This window comes from Aeromonas taiwanensis (assembly GCF_000820165.1).
GTDB classification, from domain to species: domain Bacteria; phylum Pseudomonadota; class Gammaproteobacteria; order Enterobacterales; family Aeromonadaceae; genus Aeromonas; species Aeromonas taiwanensis.
In genome coordinates, this window is sequence record NZ_CDDD01000001.1 from 51,063 (window position 1) to 74,143 (window position 23,081).

Below are 23,081 nucleotides of genomic sequence, written 5' to 3' on the forward strand. Positions count from 1 at the left end.
CCGGAAACTTACAAATTCACCATGTTGTTGAGCTCCAGGATCGGCTGCAGGATCGACATCACGATAAACAGCACGACCCCGGCCATGGAGACCACCAGCATGGGTTCAAACACCCCGAGGGCGATGTTGACCTGGGTCTCGAACTCCCTGTCCTGGTTGTCCGCCGCCCGCTCCAGCATGCTGTCGAGCTCGCCGCTCTGCTCGCCGGAGGCGATCATGTGCAGCATCATGGGCGGGAAAATTTTGGTTTCGTCCAGCGCCTTGCGCAGACTGGTTCCCTCGCGCACCCGCTCGGTAGCCTCCCCGATGCGCAGGCGGGCGAAGTCGTTGGAGAGCACCTCCCCCGAGATCCGCATCCCCTCCAGCAGGGGCACGGCGCTGGCGTTGAGGATGCTCAGGGTACGGGCGAAGCGGGCGGTGTTGAGCCCCCGGCTGACCCGGCCGATGACCGGCAGGCGCAAGATGACCTGATGCCAGTGACGGCGACGCTTGTCGTCGGTCAGCCACCAGCGCCACACCAGGCCACCGATGGCGAGCAGCAGCAGGAACCAGAGGCCGTAGTGCTGCAGCAGCTCGCTCGTCCCGATGAGGAAGCGGGTGGTCCCCGGCAGCTGCTGGCCCATGTGTTCGAACTGGGCCACCACCTTGGGCACCACGGCTGTCAGCAGTATGGAGATGACGCCGACGGCCACCAGGGTGAGGACGATGGGATAGATCATCGCCTGCAGCAACTTGGTGCGCATGTGCTGGCGCTGTTCGGTGTAGTCGGCCAGGCGGTTCAGCACCTTCTCCAGGTGGCCCGACTTTTCGCCGGCCGCCACCATGGAGCGGAACAGCTGGTCGAACACGTGGGGGAAGGCCCCGAGCGAATCGGCCAATGAATAGCCCTCCACCACCTTGCTGCGTACCGTGGCCACCAGGCTGCGCAGGTGAGCCTTCTCGCACTGCTCGGCGACGGCCTTGAGCGCCTCTTCGATGGTGAGACCGGCCCCTACCAGGGTCGCCAGCTGACGGGTGATGAGGGCCAGTTCCGCCGTGCTGGCACCGCGACGAAACAGCACGAAGCGGTTCGCCTCCCGCTTCGCCTTCTCGGTGGTCTCGTTCACCTCGAGAGGAGTGAGTCCCTGCTCGCGCAGCAGCTGGCGTACCTGGCGAGCGGAATCGCCCTCCATCACCCCGGATTTCTGTCTGCCCCTGGGATCGAGCGCCTTGTATTCGAACGCCGCCATCTCAATCTTCCCGGGTCACGCGCAGCACCTCTTCGAGGCTGGTCTGCCCCTGGAGGACCTTGTCGATGCCGTCACGGCGGATGCTGGGGGTATGGCCCCGGATCAACCGCTCGATGGCCAGCTCGCCGCTGGCACTGTGGATCGCCTCGCGTACCGCCTCGTCCACCACCACCAGTTCGTGGATGCCGGTCCGGCCGCGGTAGCCGGTGTAGTTGCATTGCTCGCATCCCACAGGACGCCAGATCTGCTGATCCGGCGCGAGTTCGATGCCCATGGCGAGGCGCTCCTGCTCGGTGACGGGGTGCGAGGTGCGGCAATCCGGACAGAGGGTGCGCACCAGACGCTGTGCCAGCACCGCCAGGAGCGACGAGGAGAGCAGGAAGGGCTCGATACCCATGTCCCGCATCCGGGTGATGGCGCCGATGGCGGTGTTGGTGTGCAGGGTCGACATCACCAGGTGACCGGTGAGGGACGCCTGCACCGCGATCTGGGCGGTCTCGAGGTCGCGGATCTCCCCCACCATCACCACGTCCGGATCCTGACGCAGGATGGCGCGCAGGCCGCGGGCAAAGGTCATGTCCACCTTGCTGTTGACCTGGGTCTGGCCCACCCCTTCGAGGTCATACTCGATGGGGTCTTCCACCGTGAGGATGTTGCGATCCCGCGAATTGATCTCGGACAGTGCCGCATAGAGGGTGGTGGACTTGCCCGAACCGGTCGGGCCCGTCACCAGAATGATGCCATGGGGCTTGCGGATGAGATCGCTGATGATGTTGCGATTGGCGAGCGTCATGCCGAGCTGCTTGAGCTCGAGGCGCACGTTGTTCTTGTCCAAGAGACGCAGCACCACCCGCTCGCCGTAGCTGGACGGCATGGTGGAGACGCGCACGTCGACGGCGCGGCCGCCGATGCGCAATGAGATGCGGCCATCCTGGGGCACCCGCTTCTCGGCGATGTCCATGCGCGACATCACCTTGATGCGCGACACCAGGAGCGACGCCAGCTTGCGATGGGGGCGCAGGATCTCCCGCAGCACCCCATCGATGCGAAAACGAATGACCAGGGCCCGCTCGAAGGTTTCGATGTGGATGTCGGACGCCTCCTCTTTAATCGCCTCGCTCAGCATGGCGTTGATGAGGCGGATGATGGGGGCGTCGTCGTCGGCGTCCAGCAGATCCTCGCTCTGGGGCAGCTCCTCGGCCAGGGCGAAGAAGTCCATCTCGTTGCCGAGATCCTCCATCAGCTGGCGCGCCTCGGAGGAGTCGCGCTGGTAGTGGGCCATCAGCAGTGTCTCGAACTCGTCGTTGCCAAACTGTTCCACCGCGAAGGCGCAGCCCGCCACCCGCCGCACTTCCAGCAGGGTCTGCGGGGTCACCCCCTGGCGACAGAGCAGCACGGGGGCTCCCTGGCGCTCGGTCAGGATGGCACCGAAATTGCGGGCGAAGGCGAACGGCAGTTCCGGCAAAGCGGCCGGCAGCTCGCTGCCATCGAGCTGATACGCGGCCATCAGGGCTTGCTCTGCACGAAGGGCTGTTGCACCTGGGTGCGGACACCGGTGGCGGTGGCCTGCTGCTGGGCCTTCATCCGCTCGATCTGCTGCTGCACCTCGGGGGACATCATCACGTCCTGGCCGTAGGCGGGCAGCACCTGGCGGGGGGGCGAGGTGGCATAGCCCTCATCCGCGGCCCGGTTCAGCTGCTCGGCCCTGAACAGGGTGTACTTGTTGCTGGAGACCCCGGTGTAGACGTTGGCGTCACGCAGTATGGTCGGCCGGATGAACACCATGAGGTTGCGCTTGGAAGTGGTGTTGGACGTCGAGCGGAACAGATAGCCCAGTACAGGGATGTCGCCGAGCAAGGGAACCTTGGAGACCTGCTCCTTGGTCTGCTCGTCCATCAGACCGCCCAGCACCACGGTCTCGCCGCTCTTCACCAGCACGGCGTTCTTCACGGTGCGGGTGTCGAAGGTCGGGCCCAGGTTCGCGGTCCCGGTCGCCTGGGTCTGTGCCACGCTGGAGACCTCCTGCTCGATGTTGAGCAGCACCGAGTCTCCCTCGTTGATCTGGGGCGTCACCACCAGCTTGGTCCCCACCGTCTTGCGCTCTATGGTGTTGAACACCTGATCGCTGGTGGTGGAACTCTGGGAGCCGCTCTGCACCGGCACTTCCTGGCCGACGTTGAAGGAGGCTTCCTTGTTGTCCATGGTGACGATGCTCGGGGTCGAGAGGATGTCGTTCTTGGTGTTGGTGGAGAGCGCCGTCACCAGAGCGGCCCAGTCTCCCTTGTAGAAGCCCGCCGCCATGCCGCTGAAATCGCTGAGCAGGCTCTCCAGCCCGTCGGTGTTGCCGTTGTCGTCGTAATCCTTGCCCGCGATGATGGCGGGACCGATGGGAAGGCCGGTGTTGGTAAACTGGGTGCCACCACCGTTGGCGTTGGCCCACTGCACCCCGAGGTTCAGGCCATCACCATCCGACACCTCGACGATGATCGCCTCCACCAGCACCTGGGCACGGCGAATGTCGAGCTTGGCGATGACCTGCTCCAGTTCGGCCATGACGTCCGGCTGGGCGGTGATCACCAGGGCATTGGTGGTCTCGTCCGCAGAGATGGCGAGCTGGCCACCGCCTATGCTGGCACCACCGCCAGCGGCTGCGCCCCCTCCCTTCTTGTCCGCTTCTATGCTGGAGCTGACCCCCTTGAGCACGTCCACCAGATCCTTGGCCTTGCCGTATTTCAGGTAGAAGACCCGGGTGTTGCCCTGGCTCTGCAGATCCCGGTCGAGCTGGCGCACCATCTGGATGATGCGGGCACGGGCCTTGGGCTCACCGCTGATCACCACGGAGTTGGTGCGCTCGTCCGCCACCACCTTGGGGGAGAGCAGCAGGGAAGCGTTGGCTCCCTGGTTGCTGCCATCCTTATTGAGGTTGGTCACCAGCCGCACCATCTCGCCTGCGGAGGCGTACTTCAGCTTGATGACGTCCATATCCTGATCGCCCGCCTTGTCCACCCGGCGCACCACTTCCACCAGGCGATTCACCACGGCGGCACGGCCGGTGATCAGCAGCACGTTGGAAGGCTCGTAATGGACCACGTTGCCGCCACCGGCGTTGTCGTTGAGCTGGCGCAGCAAAGGGGCCAGCTCACGCACCGAGACGTTGCGCACCGGGACCACCCGGGTCACCATCTCGTCCCCCACGCCGGGGTTGCGATCGTCCACCACGGGGATGGCCGAGGTCTTGGCATCCTTGGAACGCACCACCTTGAGCACGCCGTTGTTCATGGGCACCACGGCGAAGCCGTAGACGTCGAGCACGCTCAGGAAGAACTGGTAGTACTGCTCCTCATTGAGCAGGTCGTAGCTGCGCACGTTGATCTTGCCGCGCACCGAGGGCTCGATGATGATGGTCTTGTTGAGGTTCTTGCCGACCGTGTTGATGAACTCCTCGATGTCGGCATTCTTGAAACTCGCGGAATACTCGGTGGCCCAGGCAGAACCTGCCATCATCAAGGCCGCGGCCATGGTGGCAAGACCCCAGCTCTTCCCTTTATTTATCATTCTTGGTGTTACTCCGATTCATTATTCTGACAAGCCGACATACACGTCGTAGAGCTGTCCTTGCCGCTCGACGGTGACGGTCATTTCCGTGGCGCCCGCTACCTGCTGCATCGCCTGCATGGCCTGTGCGTTATCCCGCAGATCCAGGCCATTGATGCTGACCGCCAGATCGTTGGCGACCAGTCCGAGTTGATTGAACAGTTCCGGATTGCGGCCCGGGTTGAGTCGATAGCCGACCATGCGGCCATCCACCCGGACCGGGGAAATATTGAGATAATCGGTGATCTTGCCTGGATTGCTCAGCAGCTCGCTGCGCACCGCGGTGAGCCCCTCCCCCTGGCGGGCCGCCTTGGGCAGAGGTTTGCCGTACTCTTCCCCGTCCAGCATCAGGGTCTCGTCACGGCCGTCGCGGGCAATGATGACCCGGTCGGCGAACACCTGGCGGATCTTCGCCTGGGTGCCGTCGATGTAATCTCCGATGCCGTAAGAATTCTGTACCCCGTTATGGGAGATGATGGCGATGGATTTGGCCGGATCCGAGCTGGCCAGCACGCCGTTGAGCTGGGCGTTGAGCTGGGTCTTGGGGGCATCGGCTGCGACAGCCTCCGCCATTTTGTCGGCCTGAGGCTGCTGCGCCTTGCCAAACAGCGAGAGGCGACTGAGGTTGGCAAGATCGAGGCGATCACCGCCGCGGCCCTGAGCCGAGGTGACGGATGGCTGCCAGGATGCGCTGCCGGATGGCTGGGCCAGTTCAAACAGGCGCCAGGTGAGCACGGCACACTGCTGCGCCAGCAACAAGAGCAGCAGCCAGAACAGGGGTTGGCTGAAACGGGAGAGTGGCACTGCCTTGCAGCGAGCCAGAAGGGAGTTCAACAAATCATCCCTGAACGGTAGCGTCATCTTTATCAAAATTGTCTGGCATCCTAGTCGGTTAGCTATTGTGTACGGCAATGGACCCAGAGACAACCGACCGGATGGGACCAAGGGGAGAAAATTCAGATTCCGTCACACCCGCCCCCAGTTTCTATCCCGGGGGTTGCCTCTGGTATAATCATGCACCTTTTCAGTCATCCCGGAGCCGAACCATGCCAAATACAGCACAGAGCAGCCCTCAGGTCCGTCTCGACAAGTGGCTGTGGGCCGCCCGCTTCTACAAGACCCGCAGTCTGGCACGGGATCAGATCGATGGCGGCAAGGTGCATTACAACGGCCAGCGCAGCAAACCGGGCAAGACCGTCGAGGTCGGCGCCCTCGTCCGTTTCTGGCAGGGCCAGGACGAGCGGGAGGTGCGGGTGCTCGAGGTGAGCGAACAGCGCAAGTCCGCCCCCCTGGCCCAGCAGCTCTATGAAGAGACCGAGGCCAGCCTGAAGAGGCGGGCAGAAAACAGCGAGGCCAGACGCTTCAACAGCCAGTTTGCCCCGAGCCCCGAACGCCGCCCCGACAAGCAGGAGCGACGCCAGCTGATCAAGGTCAAGCAATCCTAATCTGCCTGCGTGACCCCTTTATGACGGCAGGTGGAGGAAATAGTTCCTAACCACCTGTTTAACAATGTAATTATTCCCCCAAGCACATCCTAGGAAAACATGATGAGTAACCAAGACCTCCTGTATCGCTATCTGTTCGAAGAGTACGAAGTGCGGGGTGAGCTGGTCCAGCTGGATCATACCTATCGCCACATCATCGACGCCCAGAACTACCCGGTACAGGTGCAGCAACTGCTGGGTGAGCTGCTGGTCGCCACCAGCCTGCTGACCGCCACCCTCAAGTTCGAAGGCTCCATCACGGTGCAGCTGCAGGGGGACGGCCCGGTGCGCCTGGCGGTGATCAACGGCGACAACAACCAGCAACTGCGCGGCGTGGCCCGCTTCGAGGGTGAGCTGCCGAGCGATGGCAAGCTGCAGAGCCTGATCGGCAACGGCCAGCTGGTGATCACCATCACCCCGGAGCAGGGCGAGCGCTATCAGGGCATCATCGCCCTGGAAGCCGACACCCTGGCGGCTTGCCTGGAGCAGTATTTCGCCCAGTCCGAGCAGCTCGCCACCCGCCTCTGGATCCGCACCGGTCATCATGAGGGCCAGCCCCGCGCCGCCGGCATCCTGCTGCAGGAACTGCCGGCCCAGAGCGAGGATCACAGCGAGGACTTCGATCACCTGGTCCAGCTCACTACCACCATCAAGGATGAGGAGCTGTTCGGTCTGGAAGCGGAAGAGATCCTCTACCGCCTCTACCACCAGGACAAGGTGCGGGTGTTCGATCCCCAGGCCATCGAGTTCCGCTGCACCTGTTCCCGCGCCCGCTGCGAAGGGGCTCTGCTGCAGATAGAGAAGCAGGAGGCGGTGGCCATGGTGCAGGAGCTCGGCAAGATCGACATGCACTGCGATTACTGCGGCGCCCACTACGAATTTGATGGGATCGACATCGAAACCCTGTTCAGCAGGGCTCCCGGTAATGATGCAAACAAGTTACACTAATCAAAGGCGGGCAAAACCCGCCTTTAACTTAAATAACAAAAAAATACCCTATTTTATAAAGTTTGATGGCGATCGCTAAAAACTACCACCTAGGTGGTAGCATGAACGTCAGATAGAACCCTACACACCTCTGAACCCAGGAGAATACAATGACAATCGTGGTAGAACCCACCCTGGCCCAACAACTGAAGCTGGACCAGTACGGTATCAAAAATAGCCAGGAAATCGTTCGCAACCCCTCCTATGAGCAGCTTTTCGCAGAAGAGACTCGCCCTGACCTGGAAGGTTTCGAACGGGGCGTCGTCACCGAGCTCGGCGCCGTCAATGTCAACACCGGCATCTTCACCGGCCGCTCCCCGAAAGATAAATATATCGTCAAAGATGCCACCACCCAGGATACCGTGTGGTGGTCTGACCAGGGCAAGAACGATAACAAGGCGATCACACCCGAAGTGTGGTCACATCTGAAATCCCTGGTGACCAAACAGCTCTCCGGCAAGCGCCTGTTCGTGGTGGACGGCTTCTGCGGCGCCAACCCGGACACCCGCCTGGCCGTGCGCATCATCACCGAGGTAGCCTGGCAGGCACACTTCGTGAAGAACATGTTCATCCGCCCGAGCGAGGAAGAGCTCAAGACCTTCACACCGGACTTCGTGGTGATGAACGGTGCCAAGTGCACCAACCCGAACTGGAAGGAGCAGGGTCTCAACTCCGAGAACTTCGTCGCCTTCAACATGACCGAGAAGATGCAGCTCATCGGTGGCACCTGGTACGGTGGCGAGATGAAGAAGGGCATGTTCTCCATGATGAACTACTTCCTGCCCCTGCGTGGCATCGCCTCCATGCACTGCTCCGCCAACGTGGGCAAGGATGGTGACGTGGCCATCTTCTTCGGCCTCTCCGGCACCGGCAAGACCACCCTCTCCACCGATCCCAAGCGCCAGCTGATCGGTGACGACGAGCACGGCTGGGACGACCACGGCGTGTTCAACTTCGAAGGGGGCTGCTACGCCAAGACCATCAAGCTCTCCGAAGAGGCCGAGCCGGACATCTACCACGCCATCCGTCGCGATGCGCTGCTGGAGAACGTGACCGTGGCGGCCGATGGCACCATCGACTTCGACGATGGCTCCCGCACCGAGAACACCCGGGTCTCCTACCCCATCTACCACATCGACAACATCGTCAAGCCGGTCTCCAAAGCGGGTCACGCCACCAAAGTGATCTTCCTGACTGCCGATGCCTTCGGTGTGCTGCCCCCGGTCGCCAAGCTGACCAAGGAGCAGACCAAGTACCACTTCCTGTCCGGCTTCACCGCCAAGCTGGCCGGCACCGAGCGCGGCATCACCGAGCCGACCCCGACCTTCTCCTCCTGCTTCGGCGCGGCCTTCCTCAGCCTGCACCCGACCAAGTACGGCCAGGAGCTGGTGAAACGGATGGAAGCGGCAGGGGCAGAAGCCTATCTGGTCAACACCGGCTGGAACGGCACCGGCAAACGCATCTCCATCAAGGACACCCGCGCCATCATCGACGCCATTCTGGATGGTTCCATCGAGCAGGCGCCGACCAAGGTACTGCCGGTGTTCAACCTGGAAGTGCCGACCGAGCTGCCGGGCGTCAACCCCGCCATCCTCGATCCGCGCGACACCTACGCCGACAAGGCCGAGTGGGATGCCAAGGCGGCCGACCTGGCCGGGCGCTTCATCAAGAACTTCGAGCGCTTCACCGACAACGACGAGGGCAAACGCCTGGTCGCGGCGGGTCCGCAGCTGTAATCACGGCCCCAACCTGCATCAATCCCATACCGGTCAGCCCTGCTGGCCGGTATTTTTTTGGCCGATACGCGGCATATGGCTCCCGCCAAGCCTTGCCTTGCGCGCCCTCGCGCGTTAGATTCAGCCAAACTTTATACAATATACAATTTTGCAACCTGCCCGTGACGCCAGCATGACCCCACCCTACAAGACCCGTACCCAGATGGTGATGGAGAACCTCCGTGGCCGGATACTGCGCGGGGAATTTCCCGCCGGGGCCCCCCTGCGCCAGGACGCCATCGCCAAGGAGCTGGCGGTGAGCCGCATCCCGGTGCGGGAGGCCCTGATGCAGCTGGAAGCCCAGGGGCTGGTGAAGTTCGAGGCCCATCGCGGCGCCGTCGTCACCATGCTGGACGCCTCCGCCGTCGAAGAGCTCTTTTATTTGCGGGCGCTGCTGGAAGCCGATACCCTGTTTCACGCCGTCGACAAGATGACGGAAGCCACCTTCGCCGAGGCGGAGGCCATCCTCGCCCAGTTTGATCTGGCGCTGGAGTCCGGCACCCAGATCGAACACTGGGCCGAATTGAACCACCGTTTTCACGCCACCCTCTATCAGGTTGCCAATCGCCCCCAGGCACTGGAGCTGATCGCCCAGATCAATCTGAGCTGCGACCGCTATGTGCGTTTCGAACTGCTGTTTGCCCAGGGCGGCGTAGACAAGGCCGAGCGCGAGCACGCCCGGCTGCTGGAGCTGTGCCGCGCCCGGCGCAAGCACGAGGCCGTGGTACTGCTCAAGCAACACATCGAGGCGGCAGGCCAGTCGGTCAGGCAGATCCTGGCGAACAGCCACCACCCATGAACACTCACATCATCACAATCTGGCAATAACGACATGAATCATTTCGAGATTATTGAAACCCGCGTCGCCCAGGTCAGGACCACTCTGGCCACGCTGGAACTGGACGCCTTCATCGTTCCCCACGACGACGAGCACCTGGGGGAATACATTCCCGCCTACGCAGAGCGGCTGGACTGGATCACGGGTTTCAACGGCTCCGCCGGCCTTGCCATCATACTGGCGCAGCGGGCGGCCCTGTTCATCGACGGTCGTTATACAGTACAGGCCCGCATGCAGGCACCGGCCGACCTGTTCGAGTTCCTTCATCTGGTGGAAAATCCCCACGTGCAGTGGCTGGCCGAGCAGCTGCCGTCCGGCGCACGGGTCGGCTTTGACCCCCGCCTCCACAGCCTGGCCTGGTACCAGAACGCCAGGGCCGTGCTGGCGGATCGCGGTATCGAGCTGATCCGGGTCGACGACAACCCCATCGATCTGCACTGGGTCGATCGCCCCGCCCCGACCAAGAGCCCTGTCATCCTCTACAGCGAGGAACTGGCGGGCCAGTCCAGCCAGGCCAAGCGCGAGCTGCTGGCCAGCGATCTGCGCAAGCGCGGGCTGGATGCGGTGCTGCTGACCCAGGCCGAACCCATCAACTGGCTGCTGAACCTGCGCGGTCGCGACGTGGAGCGTCTGCCCGTGGTGCTGGGCTTCGCGGTGCTCTACGCCAACACCACGGTGGACTTCTTCGTCGACACCGACAAGATCGACTGCTTCGCCTTCAGCCAGCACGTGGGCCAGGATGTCTCCGTCTACCCCATCGACAAGCTGGGTGACGTGCTCAAGCGCATCGGCGAGGATCACCAGAAGGTGCTGGCCGACCCCAACACCGCCAACGCCTGGACCCAGCTGGTCATGGAAGAGGCGGGCGCCATCCTGGTGGCAGGTCAGGACCCGACCATGCTGCCCAAGGCGTGCAAGAACGCCGTGGAGCTGGCCGGCATGCAGCGCGCACACCTGCGCGACGGCGTCGCCGTCACCCGCTTCCTCGCCTGGCTGGATCGCCTGATCGCCAGCGGCGAGTTCGACGGTGTGGATGAAGGCACCCTGGCCGATCGGCTCGAGGCCTTCCGCCGCGAGCAGGATCACTATGTGGAGCCGAGCTTCGACACCATCTCCGCACTCGGTCCCAACGCCGCCATGTGCCACTACCGCCACACCAACGGCACCCCGCGCGCCTTCGGCCAGGACAGCATCTATCTGGTGGACTCCGGCGCCCAGTATCTGGACGGCACCACCGACATCACCCGTACCGTCAAGGTGGGTGAGGTGACCGACGAGCACAAGGCGATGTTCACCCGTGTGCTGCAGGGCCACATCGCCCTGGATCAGGCCCGCTTCCCGCGCGGCACCGCCGGCATCCAGCTCGACGTGCTGGCCCGCATGCCCCTGTGGCAGGCCGGCTACAACTATGACCACGGCACCGGCCACGGCGTTGGCCACTTCCTCAGCGTGCATGAAGGCCCACAGCGCATCGCCCCCAAGGGCAGCCTGGTGGCCCTGCTGCCGGGCATGGTGCTCTCCAACGAGCCGGGCTACTACCGGGAAGATGGGTTCGGTATCCGCTGTGAAAACCTGGTGGTGGTGACCGAGCAGGAAGCCCGCGGCGAACTCGCCATGCTGGGCTTCGAACGGCTAACCTATGTACCGTTCGACACCCGCCTCATCGATCGCAGCCTGCTGAGCCCGGCCGAGTTCCGCTGGATCAACGAATACCACGCCGAAGTCTATCGCCGCCTGAGCCCGCTGCTGGCCGGCGAGGATCTCGCATGGCTGGAGCAGGCGACCAGCCTCCTCTGATGACACAGGGCCTGCGGGCCCTGTTTTTTTGCCTGCGGATTGACCGCCCCTTTCCCCGACCAGGACAGACCCGCTTGCATCGCCCCGCCCGGCCTTCTACCCTGTGCCTCTTTTTTCGCTGCCAGCCGGCAGCAGAGACCCGTGACAGGAGCCCGGATGCACCCGCCCCCCGTTTTACGCATTGCCACCCACGCCGACATGCACGCCATAGGGCAGCTCGACGCCGACATCTTCGGTGAGGATGTCTATCCTCCCTTCTTCTTCCGTCAGGCCATGGATTTGTGGCCCGATCTGCTGATCGTGGCGGAGCGGGAAGGCAGACTGCTGGGCTATGCCCTGGGAGGGCTCGGTCAGGATCGGTCGCAGGGCTGGCTGCTTTCCCTGGCGGTGCGCCCCGAGGCGCGCGGCTTCGGCCTGGCCGAGCGCATGATGCTGCAAGTGGAGCAGGGCCTGACGGCACTGCAGGTTGCAAGGGTCAGACTGACCGTGGATCCGGCCAATCCCGCCCGGCGCCTCTACCTGCGCCTCGGCTATGCCTTGCTGTCCGAAGAGGCGGGCTATTTCGGTGCGGGTGAGGATCGCCTGTTGCTGGAAAAGTCCCTGATCTGACGGTCATCAGGGGTGCCGGACGGCGTCCACACTCATACCTGGTTACATTTTGCAGGTTTCATGAGCAACCTGGTTGGCGTAAAGTTGAATCCATCACCAGATTAATCCGATGCCCGCCCAGGAGGCACATCATGTTGAAACGTATTGCCCTCGTCACCCTGCTGGCCGCCACCACCGCCATCACGGGCTGTGCCAACAGCGACGTCTACTCCGGCGATGTCTACACCAAGGATCGCGCCAAGCAGGTGCAGACCGTCAGTTACGGCACCATCATCTCCACCCGCCCGGTCAAGATCCAGGCAGACGAAAACTCCCTGATCGGCACCATAGGCGGCGCCGTGGTGGGTGGCCTGCTCGGCAGCACCATAGGGGGCGGTCGCGGCAGTGACATCGCCGCCGCCGGGGGGGCCATCGCCGGTGCTGCCGCCGGCAAGGCCGCCGGTGACAAGCTCAATCAGGTGGATGGCGTGGAGCTCGAGATCAAGAAGGAGAGCGGTGAATCCATCGTGGTGGTACAAAAAGCCAGCCCGACCTTCGTGCCGGGTGCCCGGGTCCGCATGACACAGGGCAACGGCACCATCAACGTGGCCGTGGTGAACTGATCCCGCCTGAGTGCCTGAAACAACGAGTGTCCAATAAAAAAAGGTGAGCCCAGGCTCACCTTTTTGTTGTCTGTCGGGTCTGCTAGCCTGGCCCACTGCTCGCCTCAGGCATTCAGATGCAGCCAGGCGGCGATGGCCAACTGCAGGCCGACCAGGTTGGCATCGTGGAGCCGGGTCTGGAGTGATGCCGTCTCCCCGGTCGCCTCGGCCAGCAGGCGCTGCTGCACCAGAAGCTCGGGCAGCCAGGCCGGCGCAGGGCTCAGGGCCGCTGCGGCATCGGCCACCAGGGCGCAGCCCTGCAACATGCCTTGCAACGCCGGTGCCCGCACGGCATCGTCCCCTTCCAGCCAGAGCTGCTCGTGGTGTTGCCAATGCTGCAGGCCGGCCGTGATCCCAGCCTTGCCCTCCGACGCCTCGGGCAAGGGCTGCACGGCCAGGGGCTTGCCGAGCCCGGCCAGCCGGTAGCCACGCTGCGCCTTGGACTGGGCCCCCAGCCGCAATCCTCCCAGCGCCGCCAGCTGCTCCGCCAGCCCGAACAGGGCTGCGGGCTCGCCGGATTTGATCTCCAGCTCCAGCTCGTCAATCCCGGAGCGCCCCAGGGTCCCGACAATCTCCCCCCGATCCCAGGCCAGCTCGATCAGGGCGCCGTCGAAGGCAACCAGCCAGTGCCGACGCAGGAAGTCGGTGCTGAACTGCGCCACCAGACGGGACTGGATCTCGTCGCGCACCACCGGGCTCGGCCAGATCTCTGCCGGAAAGGCCGACAGGGTGGGCAGGGAACCGTCGATGGGAGCGTTGTACTCGGGTCTGGCATGCAGCCCCCCCACCACCTGACCCCGACACTTGATGGTCTGTTCAGAAAAATGATCGCTGCGGCGGATGCGCAAGCCCATGTCGAGCCGACGCAGATCCAGGGCGGGCGTGTCGAAGTAGACATTGCCGAGTCTCGCCTGATCGGAGGAGATAATCTCGAGTGAATTCAGAAAGTTGGATAGGGAATCTTGAATATCGCTGGTGACGAAAAACTTTATCTCGATCTCAGTTTGCATAGTCATTCCGGGCGGGCAGGCAACTTTGGGGGGCATGATCCGGGTCGCGAGGATATAATGCCAGCGACAGCTCAGGATTAATTCACGGTTTTATTGATGGCACAGTTCGGTTACCATGCGCCCCTCATAAAATCGTATCGAGTGTTTTTTCACCGACACAGGTTTGGCCATGCCAGTAAATACTATTTTGGGTCTTTTTGCCAAGTCCCCCATCAAGCCGCTGCAGAAGCATATCGTCAAGGTTCACGTGTGCTGCGAGCAGCTCATTCCCTTCTTTGATGCCGTTGCCGAAGACCGCTGGGAAGATGCCGAGAAAATCCGGCAACAGATCGCCCAACTGGAAAAAGAAGCGGACATCCTCAAGCGCGAAATTCGCCTGAAACTCCCCCGCGGCCTGTTCCTGCCGGTCGCCCGTACCGATCTGCTGGAGCTCTTGACCCAGCAGGACAAGATAGCCAACCGTGCCAAGGATATTTCCGGCCGCATGCTTGGCCGCAAGATGGAATTCCCCACCGAGATGCGTGCCGATTTCATGGCCTATCTCAAACGCTGTATCGATGCGACCGCCCAGGCCGAAAAAGCCATCGAAGAACTCGATGAGCTGCTCGAAACCGGCTTTAAAGGACGTGAAGTTGAAATGGTTGCCGAGATGATCCACCAGCTGGATCTCATCGAGGACGATACTGACACCATGCAGATCGGGCTGCGCCAACAGCTGCAAGCCGTTGAGCACAAATACAATCCGATTGACGTTATGTTCCTCTACAAGATCCTCGAATGGGTAGGTGACCTGGCTGATCAGGCAGAGCGCGTTGGCGCCCGTCTGGAATTGATGCTGGCTCGTTCGTAATCGACTGACTGGGTAAACACTACTAATGGACATTATCGCAAATTACGGCACCACCCTGGTGCTCGTGGCGGCCTTGTTCGGCTTTTTGATGGCCTGGGGCATTGGTGCGAATGACGTCGCCAACGCCATGGGGACATCGGTCGGCACCAAATCCCTGACCATCCGTCAGGCGATCATCATCGCCATGATCTTCGAGTTCGCCGGTGCCTATCTGGCCGGCGGCGAGGTGACGGCCACCATCCGCAGCGGCATCATCGACAGCAACGCCTTCGCCGACACGCCGGATCTGCTGGTGCTCGGCATGATCGCCTCCCTGCTGGCGGCGGGTCTGTGGCTGATCCTGGCCTCCTATTTCGGCTGGCCCGTCTCCACCACCCACTCCATCATCGGCGCCATCGTCGGCTTTGCCGTAGTGAGCGTGGGCCCGGAAGCGGTACAGTGGAGCAAGTTTGGCGGCATCGTCGGATCCTGGGTGGTCACTCCGGCCATCTCGGGCATCATCGCCTACTTCATGTTCATCAGCGTGCAGAAGCTCATCTTCAACACGGACAACCCCCTGGACAACGCCAAGCGTTATGTCCCCTTCTACATGTTCCTGACCGCGCTGGTCATCTGCCTGGTCACCATCAAGAAGGGGTTGACCCACGTCGGTCTGCACCTGAGCAATGGCGAAGGCGTCCTGCTCTCCGTTGCCCTCTCCATCGCGGTGGCATTCGCGGGCTGGCTCTATATCCGCGGCCAGAAGTACAACCCCAAAGATGACAGCAAGATGCACTTCGCCAACGTGGAGAAGGTGTTCGGCATCCTGATGATCATCACCGCCTGTGCCATGGCCTTCGCCCACGGCTCCAATGACGTGGCCAACGCCATCGGCCCGCTCTCCGCAGTCGCCTCCATCGTGGCGGCCGGCGGCGAGATCGGCGGCAGCTCCCACATCGCCTGGTGGATCCTGCCCCTCGGCGGCATCGGTATCGTCATCGGTCTGGCCACCATGGGCGAGAAGGTGATGGCGACCGTCGGCACCGGCATCACCCACCTGACCCCGAGCCGTGGCTTTGCCGCCCAGCTGGCGACCGCCGCCACCGTGGTGATCGCCTCCGGTACCGGCCTGCCCATCTCCACCACCCAGACCCTGGTGGGTGCGGTCATGGGCGTAGGTCTGGCCCGCGGCATCGCGGCGCTGAATCTGGGTGTGCTGCGCAACATCGTGGTCTCCTGGGTCATCACCCTGCCCGCAGGCGCCATCCTGGCCATCGCCATTTTCTATGTGCTGCAGGCCTGCTTCTCCTAAGCAGTCCAGGCCGCACGAAAAAAAGCCCGGGTCACAGACCCGGGCTTTTTTTATGTTTCGCTGTTGTCTCAAACGGTCGATGATGCGCCGCCAATCGGCCCCGCAGCGGCAACTACTCCTCGATAAAGGTCCACTCGTCGCGCACCCGGCTGATGGCATCGAGCCGGCGCTTGGCCAGTTGCTCGCGGATCGCCTCCCCCTTGAAGCCCGCCGCCACTATCTCCTTGACCGGCACCGCCAGGGCCGCGTCCAGGGCCTGGGCGACGTAGTCCGGCTGGCTGTAGACCTTCTCTTCGAAGCCGGTGCGACCATGGAAATCGGCGCGGCAGGCATCCAGCAACTGGGCAAAACGCTCCGGCTTGCGCCAGGCATCCGCCTTGTCGAACACCTTGAGCAGAGTTGCCGGCTTGAGCTCGAAGGCAATGTGAATGTGAGTATGCAGATCGCTCACCAGCAGCGCGAGATCGCGGCACTCGTTCGGTACCCGGAAACGCTCGCAGAAGTCGCGAATGAGGGGCAGCCCCTTCTGGCCATGGCCGTGGTGACTGGGCCAGAACGCCGGTGGCGTCACCCCCTTGCCAAAGTCGTGGCACAGGGCGGCGAAACGCACCGCCAGTTCGGGGGAGAGACGGCACGCCTGCCCCAGCACCATCATGGTGTGGATGCCGGTGTCGATCTCCGGGTGCCACCTGGCAGGGGCCGGCACGCCGAACAGGGCATCGAGTTCGGGGAAGAGCGCCTTGAGGGCGCCGCATTCCCGCAGCACCTCGAAGAAGACGTGGGGCGTCGGACCAAGCAGCACCTTCTCGAGCTCCTTCCAGACTCGCTCCGGGGTCAGGTGGGCAAGCTCCCCAGCCTCCGTCATCTCACGCATCAGCCCCAGCGTCTCGGGGGCCACCACGAAGCCCTGTGCATGGAAGCGAGCGGCGAAGCGGGCCACCCGCAGGATACGCAGGGGATCCTCTGCAAACGCCGGGGAGACGTGGCGCAGTACCCGCCGCTCCAGATCCTGGATACCGCCGTAGGGGTCGTGCAGCTGTCCCTCTTCATCTTCGGCGATGGCATTGATGGTGAGATCCCGGCGCAGCAGGTCCTGCTCCAGCGTCACCTCGGGGGCAGCATGGCAGACGAAGCCGGTATAGCCCTGCCCCTGCTTGCGCTCGGTGCGGGCCAGGGCGTACTCCTGCTGGGTCTTGGGGTGCAGAAACACGGGGAAGTCGCGACCGACCTGGGTAAAGCCCAGCGCCAGCATCTGCGCCACAGTGGCACCGACCACCAGGTGATCCCTGTCACCCTGCGGCAACCCCAACAGGCGATCCCGAACCGCCCCTCCGACCAGATAAATCTGCACGCACACTCTCCCTCGATAAACCTGTCGCCATGATACCGCTTTTGTCCGCCAGAGACGATGAGAGGCCGCCACGGCGTCGCCCGCCAACCCTGTACCGTTGTTCCATGCTCCGGGTGCCATCCACCCGGAGTTCGAGCCGCCCCCTCTTATGGTTCCCGGGTCTTTGACATCCCTCTGGGGAGGCTTTAACCTCCCGCCCATAACAATGGAATGGATCCTTATGTACACACAGTTCTTCGGTCTGTCGGAGCCCCCGTTCTCCATCTCGCCCAACCCCAAATACCTCTACATGAGCGAGCGTCACGGGGAGGCCCTCGCCCACCTCAGCTACGGGTTGCAGGACGGTGGCGGCTTCGTGCTGCTGACCGGGGAAGTGGGTACGGGCAAAACCACCGTCTCCCGCTGCCTGCTCCAGCAGCTGCCCCCCGAGACCGAGATCGCCTACATCCTCAATCCCTCCCTGACCGAGCGGGATCTGCTGGCCGCCATCTGCGACGAGTACCAGCTGCCCTACGCCGACGAGGCCAGCCTCAAGCAGCTGTTCGACCTCATTCGCGATCACCTGCTGGCCAACCTGGCGGCGGGCAAACGCAGCGTGGTCCTGGTGGATGAGGCACAGCACCTGCTGCCCGGTGTGCTGGAGCAGTTGCGCCTACTCACCAACCTGGAAACCGACGACAAGAAACTGCTGCAGGTGGTGCTCATCGGCCAGCCCGAGCTGCAACAGATGCTGCGCCAGCCCCTGCTGCGCCAGCTGGCCCAGCGCATCACGGCCCGCTACCACCTGCTGCCGCTCTCCCGCCAGGACGTGGACGCCTACGTGCGCTTCCGGCTGCAGGTAGCAGGTTGCATCCAGCCCCTCTTCACCCCGAGGGCCATCCAGACCCTGCACCGTCTCTCCGGCGGCATCCCGCGCCTCATCAACCTCATCTGCGATCGCGCCCTGATCGCCGCCTTCGCCCGCGGCAGTCACAAGATAGTGCACGGCGACATCAGCCAGTCCGCGTATGAGGTCAGCGGCATTCGCGACGAAGGAAGCTGGCAGTCCGGCCTTGCCGTCACCCTGGGCGGAGCCCTGCTGGTGGCCGCCGGTTGGTGGGGCTGGCAATTCTTTGGCATCTTCCCGGAGCGCCCCCTGATCAAGGTGGAAGTGCCGGTGAAGATAGACGACACCCTGGAGCAGCAGGAACAGCTGACCCGCGCCATCAATCAGGCGCTGGAGCCGGACGTCGCCATGCAGAATCTCTACAAGGTGTGGGGCTACCAGACCGAACTGGAAGAGGCGACCTGTGACAATGCCCCCCGTGCCGGGCTGCGCTGTCAGGAAGGAGAAGCGACCCTGGCCCAGTTGCAGGCCCTGCAGTACCCGGCCCTCATCAGCCTCACCGACGAGACCGGCGGCATCTATTACGCCACCCTGGTGAGCCTGGGGGCGGACAAGGCCAGCCTGCTCATCGGCAACCAGAGCTGGCAGGTGGACAGACAATGGCTCTCCGATGCCTGGGGCGGCAGCTATACCCTGCTCTGGCGCATGCCCAAGGGCAACGTGACCCTGATCGGCAACAACGCCGGCGCCACCCAGGTGCAGTGGCTGGACAACGCGCTCAACCGCGCGATGCAGCAACCGGATCGCAAGGTGAGCCGCTTCGACGCAACCCTCAGAAACAAGCTGCTGCAGTTCCAGCGTGATCAGGGGCTGACCCCGGACGGCATCGCCGGCAGCAATACCCTGCTGCGCCTGAACGCGCTGTCGGGTGAACCCATGCCCAGGCTGGAGGATGAATCCCTGCGTGCCAGCACCCCGGTCGATCTCGACACCGTGGCGGATGACGCCATGGATCCCCAGGTAGAGGAGGCCTCCTGATGTCCACCTTGCTCAAGGCCCTGCGCCGGGCCGATCAACCCCAGTACACCGCCCACACGCCACTCATGGGCCTGCCCGTGACCCAGGAGGAAGAAGCCAACCGCAGCTGGATCTGGTGGGCCCTGGCCCCCTTGGCGCTGGCGATGGGCGCCGCCGCCAACTATGGCTGGCACCTCTATCACCTCAAACCCATCGAGCAGCAGGTCGAGATCAAGGAGGTGGTGACGCCACCCTTCGTGCGGGTCGAGCCCAGGCCGATGATCACCCGTCCGCTGCCACCGCCCCTGCCCGAACCCGTGGTCGCCCCCAGGCCCGCGGCCGCGCCGGCCACGGCCACCGCCAGCCAGGGCGAGAGCCTGGCCGAGCGCCTCATGGCCGCCCTCAACAACACCCCGCTGGTGGAAGAGACGGCGCCGCAAACCCAGGTTAGCGCCATGCCCCTCAGCGCCCTGGCCCCCGCCCTGAAGCAGCAGATTCCCCCGCTGGCCTATGGCGCCCACAACTACTCCTCCGATCCGGCCAAGCGGGCCGTGGTGCTCAACGGGCGGGAGTGGCACGAGGGGAGCGAGATAGCCCCGGGTGTGCTGCTGGCGGCCATCGCCCAGGACTACATCATCCTGCAGGTCGGCGGCCAGCATGCCAGCCTCAAGGCGCTGCAGGACTGGCGCGGCTGACCCCTGGGCCGAGTGGCCGGCCAGACCGCAATCCATTCAGAGGGAGCCTAAGAGCTCCCCTTTTTAATCAATAATATGAGTGCAACGTGAGCAATTCGAACGACACCACCTTCGCCACCCGCATCCTGGACTGGTACCAGATCCACGGGCGCAAGACCCTGCCCTGGCAGCAGGACAAGACCCCCTACCGGGTCTGGATCTCCGAGATCATGCTGCAACAGACCCAGGTCGCCACCGTCATCCCCTACTACGAGCGGTTCATGGCCCGCTTCCCCGACGTGCTGGCACTGGCGAATGCCCCCATCGACGAGGTGCTTCACCACTGGACCGGGCTCGGCTACTACGCCCGTGCCCGCAACCTGCACAAGGCAGCCCAGCAGGTGCGCGATCTGCACGGCGGCCTGTTTCCGGAGCGGCTGGAGGAGGTGATGGCCCTGCCCGGCATCGGCCGCTCCACCGCCGGCGCCGTGCTCTCCCTCTCCCTGGGCCAGCCCCACGCCATCCTGGACGGCAACGTGAAGCGGGTACTCACCCGCTGGCTGGCGCTGCCGGGCTGGCCCGGCCAGAAGCAGGTGGAGAACAGCCTCTGGGAGCTGGCTACCCGCCTCACTCCGAGAGTCGGCGTCGCCCAGTACAACCAGGCCATGATGGACATGGGGGCCACCGTCTGCACCCGCAGCAAGCCCGCCTGCGAGCGCTGCCCGGTGCGGGACGATTGCCAAGGGCTGTCGCAGGGCAAGCCCACCGACTACCCCCACGGCAAACCGAAGAAGAGCATCCCGGCCCGCAGCGGCATCATGCTCATCATCCGCCAGGGGGAGCAGTTGCTGCTGGAGAAACGCCCGCCGCAGGGGATCTGGGGCGGGCTCTACTGCTTCCCGCAGGTGGAGTCCCTCGCCGAGGTGGCAGACCGCCTGCAAGATCTGGGGCTGGATGGCTCCGAGTATCGGGAACTCGCTGGATTCCGCCACACTTTCAGTCACTTCCACCTCGACATCCGTCCCTTGCTGATCGAAATGGCTGCGCCGCCGCCCCCCATGCTCATGGAAGCGGATACCCGACTCTGGTATAACTTACGCCATCCTGCCGAGGTGGGGTTGGCGGCCGCGACAGCCCGCCTGCTCGCCTATCCGGACTTACAACCCTGACTTGCAACCACAGAGGTCAACATGAGCCGTACCGTATTTTGCCAGCGTCTGAAGAAAGAGGCGCCGGGTCTCGATTTCCAACTCTACCCCGGTGAACTCGGCAAGCGGATCTTCGACAACATCAGCAAGGAAGCCTGGGCCGATTGGCAAAAGAAGCAGGTGATGCTGATCAACGAGAAGAAGCTGAACATGATGAACCTCGAGCACCGCCAGTTGCTGGAAAAAGAGATGATCAGCTATCTGTTTGATGCGGGTGAAGTCCAGATCGACGGTTATACCCCTCCCAGCCAGTGAATGGAGAGGGTGCCAGACGATGGCACCTCTCCTGGTTCAAGCCAATCAGTGACGGGTGGCCCGGCCGCCCGGTTTGAGGATCCCTATGGGCCGACTTTTCTGGCTGCTGTGCGCCTTGCTGTTTCTCTCTGCCTGCTCATCCTCTCCCCAGCCCAGCGGGAGCGACGATGATGATCTGGTCAACGGCAAGGACGTGCGCGGCTTCGAGCACATGATCAGTGCACTCTCCCACAACGTGAACGAGATCTGGGGGCGGGAGGCGCTGTTCGCAGGCAAGTTTGACTACGTCAAATACACGGATCAGTACAAGAGCCGTGCCCACATCGACTTCTCCAGCGGTCACATCATGGTGGAGACGGTCTCCGGCATCGAGCCCCGTGCCCACCTGCGCCGCGCCATCATCGAAACCCTGCTGACCCCGGACGATCCGGCGGAAGTGGATCTCTATTCGGACAGGGAGATCATGACAGGTGGCGAACCCTTCCTCTATGGCCAGGTGCTGGACAACCAGGGGCAACCCATCCGTTCCGGCTGGCGCGCGGAACGCTATGCCGACTATCTGCTCGACACAGCGATGAAGAAGCGCACCCTGGGGATCCGCAACATCTTCTTCATCGACATCCCCATGGTGGCAAACCACGAGGACAGGCGGGGCTACAAGTACGCCAGCATCATCCGCGACGCCTCCCGCAAGTACGGAGTCGCCGAGAGCCTGATCTATGCGGTGATCAAGACAGAGAGCAGCTTCAACCCCTATGCGGTCAGCCATGCCAACGCCTATGGCCTGATGCAGGTGATCCCGGCTACCGCCGGGCGGGATGTCTATGTGCGGGTCAAGGGCAAGAACGGCCAGCCCACCCGCGAGGATCTGTTCAACCCGGCCTACAACATCGACGTGGGGACCGCCTATCTGCACCTGCTGCAGACCGTCTATCTGGCGGATATCCAGGATCCCCAGTCCCGTCGCTATGCGGTCATCTCCGCCTACAACGGTGGCGCCGGCGGGGTGCTCAACACCTTCTCCAGCAACCGCAAGGTGGCCCCCGACATGATCAACCGCCTCTCCCCCGAGGCGGTCTATCAGGTGCTGACCGAGCAGCACCCCAAGGCGGAGGCGCGCCGCTACCTCTACAAGGTCAATCAGGCCGAAAAGGGGTTCAAGCGTACCGTCGCCAGCCGGGCCGGCTGACGGCATCCAAAGAAAGAGGGGCGCTGATAGCGCCCCTCTTTCTGCTGACTCTCTCACTTGGCGATAAAGCCGCCCTTGCTCCGGGGTGCCTCTCCCACCTTCTCCAGGTGCTCCACCTCGACTTCTGTCTTGTTCCAGCTGTGATCCACCTCGCCACGCACGCGGATCAGATCGTCCGGACCCACTTCGGTGCCGCGCCACACATCCTCGTCAACTTCCACTTCCACCTCGCCGCTGCCATCACGGAAGAGATAGTTTTCACCGCCAAGATGCTTGACCAGCTTGCCTTCCAGGGTCACCCACTGGTCATCGGCCACGTCTTTCAAGTGGGCGACCGACACCTTGTTCTGCTCCTTGGGGCCTGTGTAGGCCGCCATGGCGAAGGAAGAGACGGACATCAGTGCCACCAGGGTGATTGCCTTTGCTTTGTTCATTTCATGCTCCTGTCATTGGGGA

At 63.2% G+C, this 23,081-nt stretch carries 21 protein-coding genes; 14 read left to right on the top strand and 7 right to left on the bottom strand.

Features of this window, described 5'->3' with window-relative positions; all coding sequences use genetic code 11:
* Positions 1 to 8: 8 nt before the first annotated feature.
* From exeF to exeC, 4 genes are read right to left on the bottom strand one after another with little or no spacing between them, the layout of a single operon-like run.
* On the bottom strand, positions 9 to 1,229 hold the full coding sequence (gene exeF / locus BN1136_RS00245) for a GspF family T2SS innner membrane protein variant ExeF (protein ID WP_043763040.1): 1,221 nt from the start codon (positions 1,227 to 1,229) through the stop codon (positions 9 to 11).
* Between the two features lies 1 nt (position 1,230).
* Positions 1,231 to 2,736, bottom strand: a complete 1,506-nt coding sequence (exeE, locus tag BN1136_RS00250; protein WP_043763038.1) for a GspE family T2SS ATPase variant ExeE — start codon at positions 2,734 to 2,736, stop codon at positions 1,231 to 1,233.
* On the bottom strand, positions 2,736 to 4,784 hold the full coding sequence (gene exeD / locus BN1136_RS00255; RefSeq protein ID WP_043807878.1) for a GspD family T2SS secretin variant ExeD: 2,049 nt from the start codon (positions 4,782 to 4,784) through the stop codon (positions 2,736 to 2,738). Before exeD ends, exeE begins: the two co-directional genes overlap by 1 nt.
* A 21-nt stretch (positions 4,785 to 4,805) precedes the next feature.
* The gene (exeC, locus tag BN1136_RS00260) at positions 4,806 to 5,660 is read right to left on the bottom strand and encodes a GspC family type II secretion system variant ExeC (RefSeq protein ID WP_304521052.1); all 855 of its coding nucleotides are present in this window, start codon (positions 5,658 to 5,660) and stop codon (positions 4,806 to 4,808) included.
* A 209-nt stretch (positions 5,661 to 5,869) separates the two neighbouring features.
* Between exeC and hslR the strand changes: the two genes are divergently transcribed.
* The 7 genes from hslR (at position 5,870) to BN1136_RS00295 (ending at position 12,915) form a co-directional block, all read left to right on the top strand.
* The gene (gene hslR / locus BN1136_RS00265; RefSeq protein WP_043763034.1) at positions 5,870 to 6,268 is read left to right on the top strand and encodes a ribosome-associated heat shock protein Hsp15; all 399 of its coding nucleotides are present in this window, start codon (positions 5,870 to 5,872) and stop codon (positions 6,266 to 6,268) included.
* 102 nt (positions 6,269 to 6,370) lie between these two features.
* Positions 6,371 to 7,255, top strand: a complete 885-nt coding sequence (hslO, locus tag BN1136_RS00270; protein WP_043763031.1) for an Hsp33 family molecular chaperone HslO — start codon at positions 6,371 to 6,373, stop codon at positions 7,253 to 7,255.
* Between the two features lie 149 nt (positions 7,256 to 7,404).
* On the top strand, positions 7,405 to 9,030 hold the full coding sequence (pckA, locus tag BN1136_RS00275; RefSeq protein WP_043763029.1) for a phosphoenolpyruvate carboxykinase (ATP): 1,626 nt from the start codon (positions 7,405 to 7,407) through the stop codon (positions 9,028 to 9,030).
* 172 nt (positions 9,031 to 9,202) lie between these two features.
* On the top strand, positions 9,203 to 9,868 hold the full coding sequence (locus BN1136_RS00280) for a GntR family transcriptional regulator (protein WP_043763026.1): 666 nt from the start codon (positions 9,203 to 9,205) through the stop codon (positions 9,866 to 9,868).
* Between the two features lie 33 nt (positions 9,869 to 9,901).
* Positions 9,902 to 11,704, top strand: a complete 1,803-nt coding sequence (locus BN1136_RS00285; protein WP_043763023.1) for an aminopeptidase P family protein — start codon at positions 9,902 to 9,904, stop codon at positions 11,702 to 11,704.
* Between the two features lie 156 nt (positions 11,705 to 11,860).
* Positions 11,861 to 12,313, top strand: a complete 453-nt coding sequence (locus tag BN1136_RS00290; RefSeq protein WP_043763020.1) for a GNAT family N-acetyltransferase — start codon at positions 11,861 to 11,863, stop codon at positions 12,311 to 12,313.
* Positions 12,314 to 12,444: 131 nt separating this feature from the next.
* Positions 12,445 to 12,915, top strand: coding sequence for an outer membrane lipoprotein (locus BN1136_RS00295; RefSeq protein ID WP_043807879.1), 471 nt, complete (start codon positions 12,445 to 12,447; stop codon positions 12,913 to 12,915).
* 104 nt (positions 12,916 to 13,019) lie between these two features.
* Here the strand turns inward: BN1136_RS00295 and BN1136_RS00300 are convergent, their stop codons facing one another.
* Entirely contained in the window at positions 13,020 to 13,964 is a 945-nt protein-coding gene (locus tag BN1136_RS00300; protein ID WP_043763017.1) for a CYTH domain-containing protein, read from the bottom strand.
* Between the two features lie 169 nt (positions 13,965 to 14,133).
* Here BN1136_RS00300 and BN1136_RS00305 point away from each other — a divergent pair, with 169 nt between their 5' ends.
* Both BN1136_RS00305 and BN1136_RS00310 read left to right on the top strand, forming a co-directional pair.
* Entirely contained in the window at positions 14,134 to 14,814 is a 681-nt protein-coding gene (locus BN1136_RS00305; RefSeq protein ID WP_043763013.1) for a TIGR00153 family protein, read from the top strand.
* Positions 14,815 to 14,839: 25 nt separating this feature from the next.
* Positions 14,840 to 16,105 carry an inorganic phosphate transporter gene (locus BN1136_RS00310; RefSeq protein ID WP_043763010.1) on the top strand — a complete coding sequence of 422 codons (1,266 nt, stop codon included), beginning with the start codon at positions 14,840 to 14,842 and terminating at the stop codon, positions 16,103 to 16,105.
* 112 nt (positions 16,106 to 16,217) lie between these two features.
* On the opposite strand, the gene BN1136_RS00315 is transcribed toward BN1136_RS00310, so the two are convergent.
* Positions 16,218 to 17,456 (bottom strand): multifunctional CCA addition/repair protein, encoded by a 1,239-nt coding sequence (locus BN1136_RS00315; protein WP_043763007.1) that lies wholly within the window; start codon positions 17,454 to 17,456, stop codon positions 16,218 to 16,220.
* Positions 17,457 to 17,676: 220 nt separating this feature from the next.
* Between BN1136_RS00315 and BN1136_RS00320 the strand changes: the two genes are divergently transcribed.
* From BN1136_RS00320 to mltC, 5 genes are all read left to right on the top strand, one after another.
* A complete protein-coding gene (locus BN1136_RS00320; protein ID WP_043763003.1) occupies positions 17,677 to 19,320 on the top strand; it encodes an ExeA family protein in 1,644 nt (547 codons plus the stop codon).
* A complete protein-coding gene (gene exeB, locus BN1136_RS00325; RefSeq protein WP_043763000.1) occupies positions 19,320 to 19,994 on the top strand; it encodes a GspB family T2SS assembly factor variant ExeB in 675 nt (224 codons plus the stop codon). The genes BN1136_RS00320 and exeB overlap by 1 nt, the downstream gene beginning before the upstream one ends.
* A gap of 86 nt (positions 19,995 to 20,080) precedes the next feature.
* Positions 20,081 to 21,142 carry an A/G-specific adenine glycosylase gene (gene mutY / locus BN1136_RS00330; protein WP_043762996.1) on the top strand — a complete coding sequence of 354 codons (1,062 nt, stop codon included), beginning with the start codon at positions 20,081 to 20,083 and terminating at the stop codon, positions 21,140 to 21,142.
* A gap of 21 nt (positions 21,143 to 21,163) precedes the next feature.
* Positions 21,164 to 21,436: an oxidative damage protection protein gene (locus BN1136_RS00335; RefSeq protein ID WP_043762993.1), complete on the top strand. Its 273-nt coding sequence runs from the start codon at positions 21,164 to 21,166 to the stop codon at positions 21,434 to 21,436.
* An 85-nt stretch (positions 21,437 to 21,521) separates the two neighbouring features.
* Positions 21,522 to 22,625 (top strand): membrane-bound lytic murein transglycosylase MltC, encoded by a 1,104-nt coding sequence (gene mltC / locus BN1136_RS00340; RefSeq protein ID WP_043762990.1) that lies wholly within the window; start codon positions 21,522 to 21,524, stop codon positions 22,623 to 22,625.
* A gap of 53 nt (positions 22,626 to 22,678) precedes the next feature.
* Here mltC and BN1136_RS00345 read toward each other — a convergent pair whose 3' ends face one another.
* Positions 22,679 to 23,059, bottom strand: a complete 381-nt coding sequence (locus tag BN1136_RS00345) for a YgiW/YdeI family stress tolerance OB fold protein (protein ID WP_043762987.1) — start codon at positions 23,057 to 23,059, stop codon at positions 22,679 to 22,681.
* Positions 23,060 to 23,081 lie beyond the last annotated feature (22 nt).

Coding starts and splice junctions, on each gene's coding strand:
- hslR (WP_043763034.1), top strand. CDS start 5,870: ATGCCAAATACAGCACAGAGCAGCCCTCAGGTCCGTCTCGACAAGTGG.
- BN1136_RS00335 (WP_043762993.1), top strand. CDS start 21,164: ATGAGCCGTACCGTATTTTGCCAGCGTCTGAAGAAAGAGGCGCCGGGT.
- exeE (WP_043763038.1), bottom strand. CDS start 2,736: ATGGCCGCGTATCAGCTCGATGGCAGCGAGCTGCCGGCCGCTTTGCCG.
- exeB (WP_043763000.1), top strand. CDS start 19,320: ATGTCCACCTTGCTCAAGGCCCTGCGCCGGGCCGATCAACCCCAGTAC.
- BN1136_RS00290 (WP_043763020.1), top strand. CDS start 11,861: ATGCACCCGCCCCCCGTTTTACGCATTGCCACCCACGCCGACATGCAC.
- mltC (WP_043762990.1), top strand. CDS start 21,522: ATGGGCCGACTTTTCTGGCTGCTGTGCGCCTTGCTGTTTCTCTCTGCC.
- hslO (WP_043763031.1), top strand. CDS start 6,371: ATGAGTAACCAAGACCTCCTGTATCGCTATCTGTTCGAAGAGTACGAA.
- BN1136_RS00300 (WP_043763017.1), bottom strand. CDS start 13,964: ATGCAAACTGAGATCGAGATAAAGTTTTTCGTCACCAGCGATATTCAA.
- BN1136_RS00345 (WP_043762987.1), bottom strand. CDS start 23,059: ATGAACAAAGCAAAGGCAATCACCCTGGTGGCACTGATGTCCGTCTCT.
- BN1136_RS00310 (WP_043763010.1), top strand. CDS start 14,840: ATGGACATTATCGCAAATTACGGCACCACCCTGGTGCTCGTGGCGGCC.
- exeF (WP_043763040.1), bottom strand. CDS start 1,229: ATGGCGGCGTTCGAATACAAGGCGCTCGATCCCAGGGGCAGACAGAAA.
- BN1136_RS00320 (WP_043763003.1), top strand. CDS start 17,677: ATGTACACACAGTTCTTCGGTCTGTCGGAGCCCCCGTTCTCCATCTCG.
- BN1136_RS00305 (WP_043763013.1), top strand. CDS start 14,134: ATGCCAGTAAATACTATTTTGGGTCTTTTTGCCAAGTCCCCCATCAAG.
- exeD (WP_043807878.1), bottom strand. CDS start 4,784: ATGATAAATAAAGGGAAGAGCTGGGGTCTTGCCACCATGGCCGCGGCC.
- BN1136_RS00285 (WP_043763023.1), top strand. CDS start 9,902: ATGAATCATTTCGAGATTATTGAAACCCGCGTCGCCCAGGTCAGGACC.
- BN1136_RS00280 (WP_043763026.1), top strand. CDS start 9,203: ATGACCCCACCCTACAAGACCCGTACCCAGATGGTGATGGAGAACCTC.
- pckA (WP_043763029.1), top strand. CDS start 7,405: ATGACAATCGTGGTAGAACCCACCCTGGCCCAACAACTGAAGCTGGAC.
- BN1136_RS00295 (WP_043807879.1), top strand. CDS start 12,445: ATGTTGAAACGTATTGCCCTCGTCACCCTGCTGGCCGCCACCACCGCC.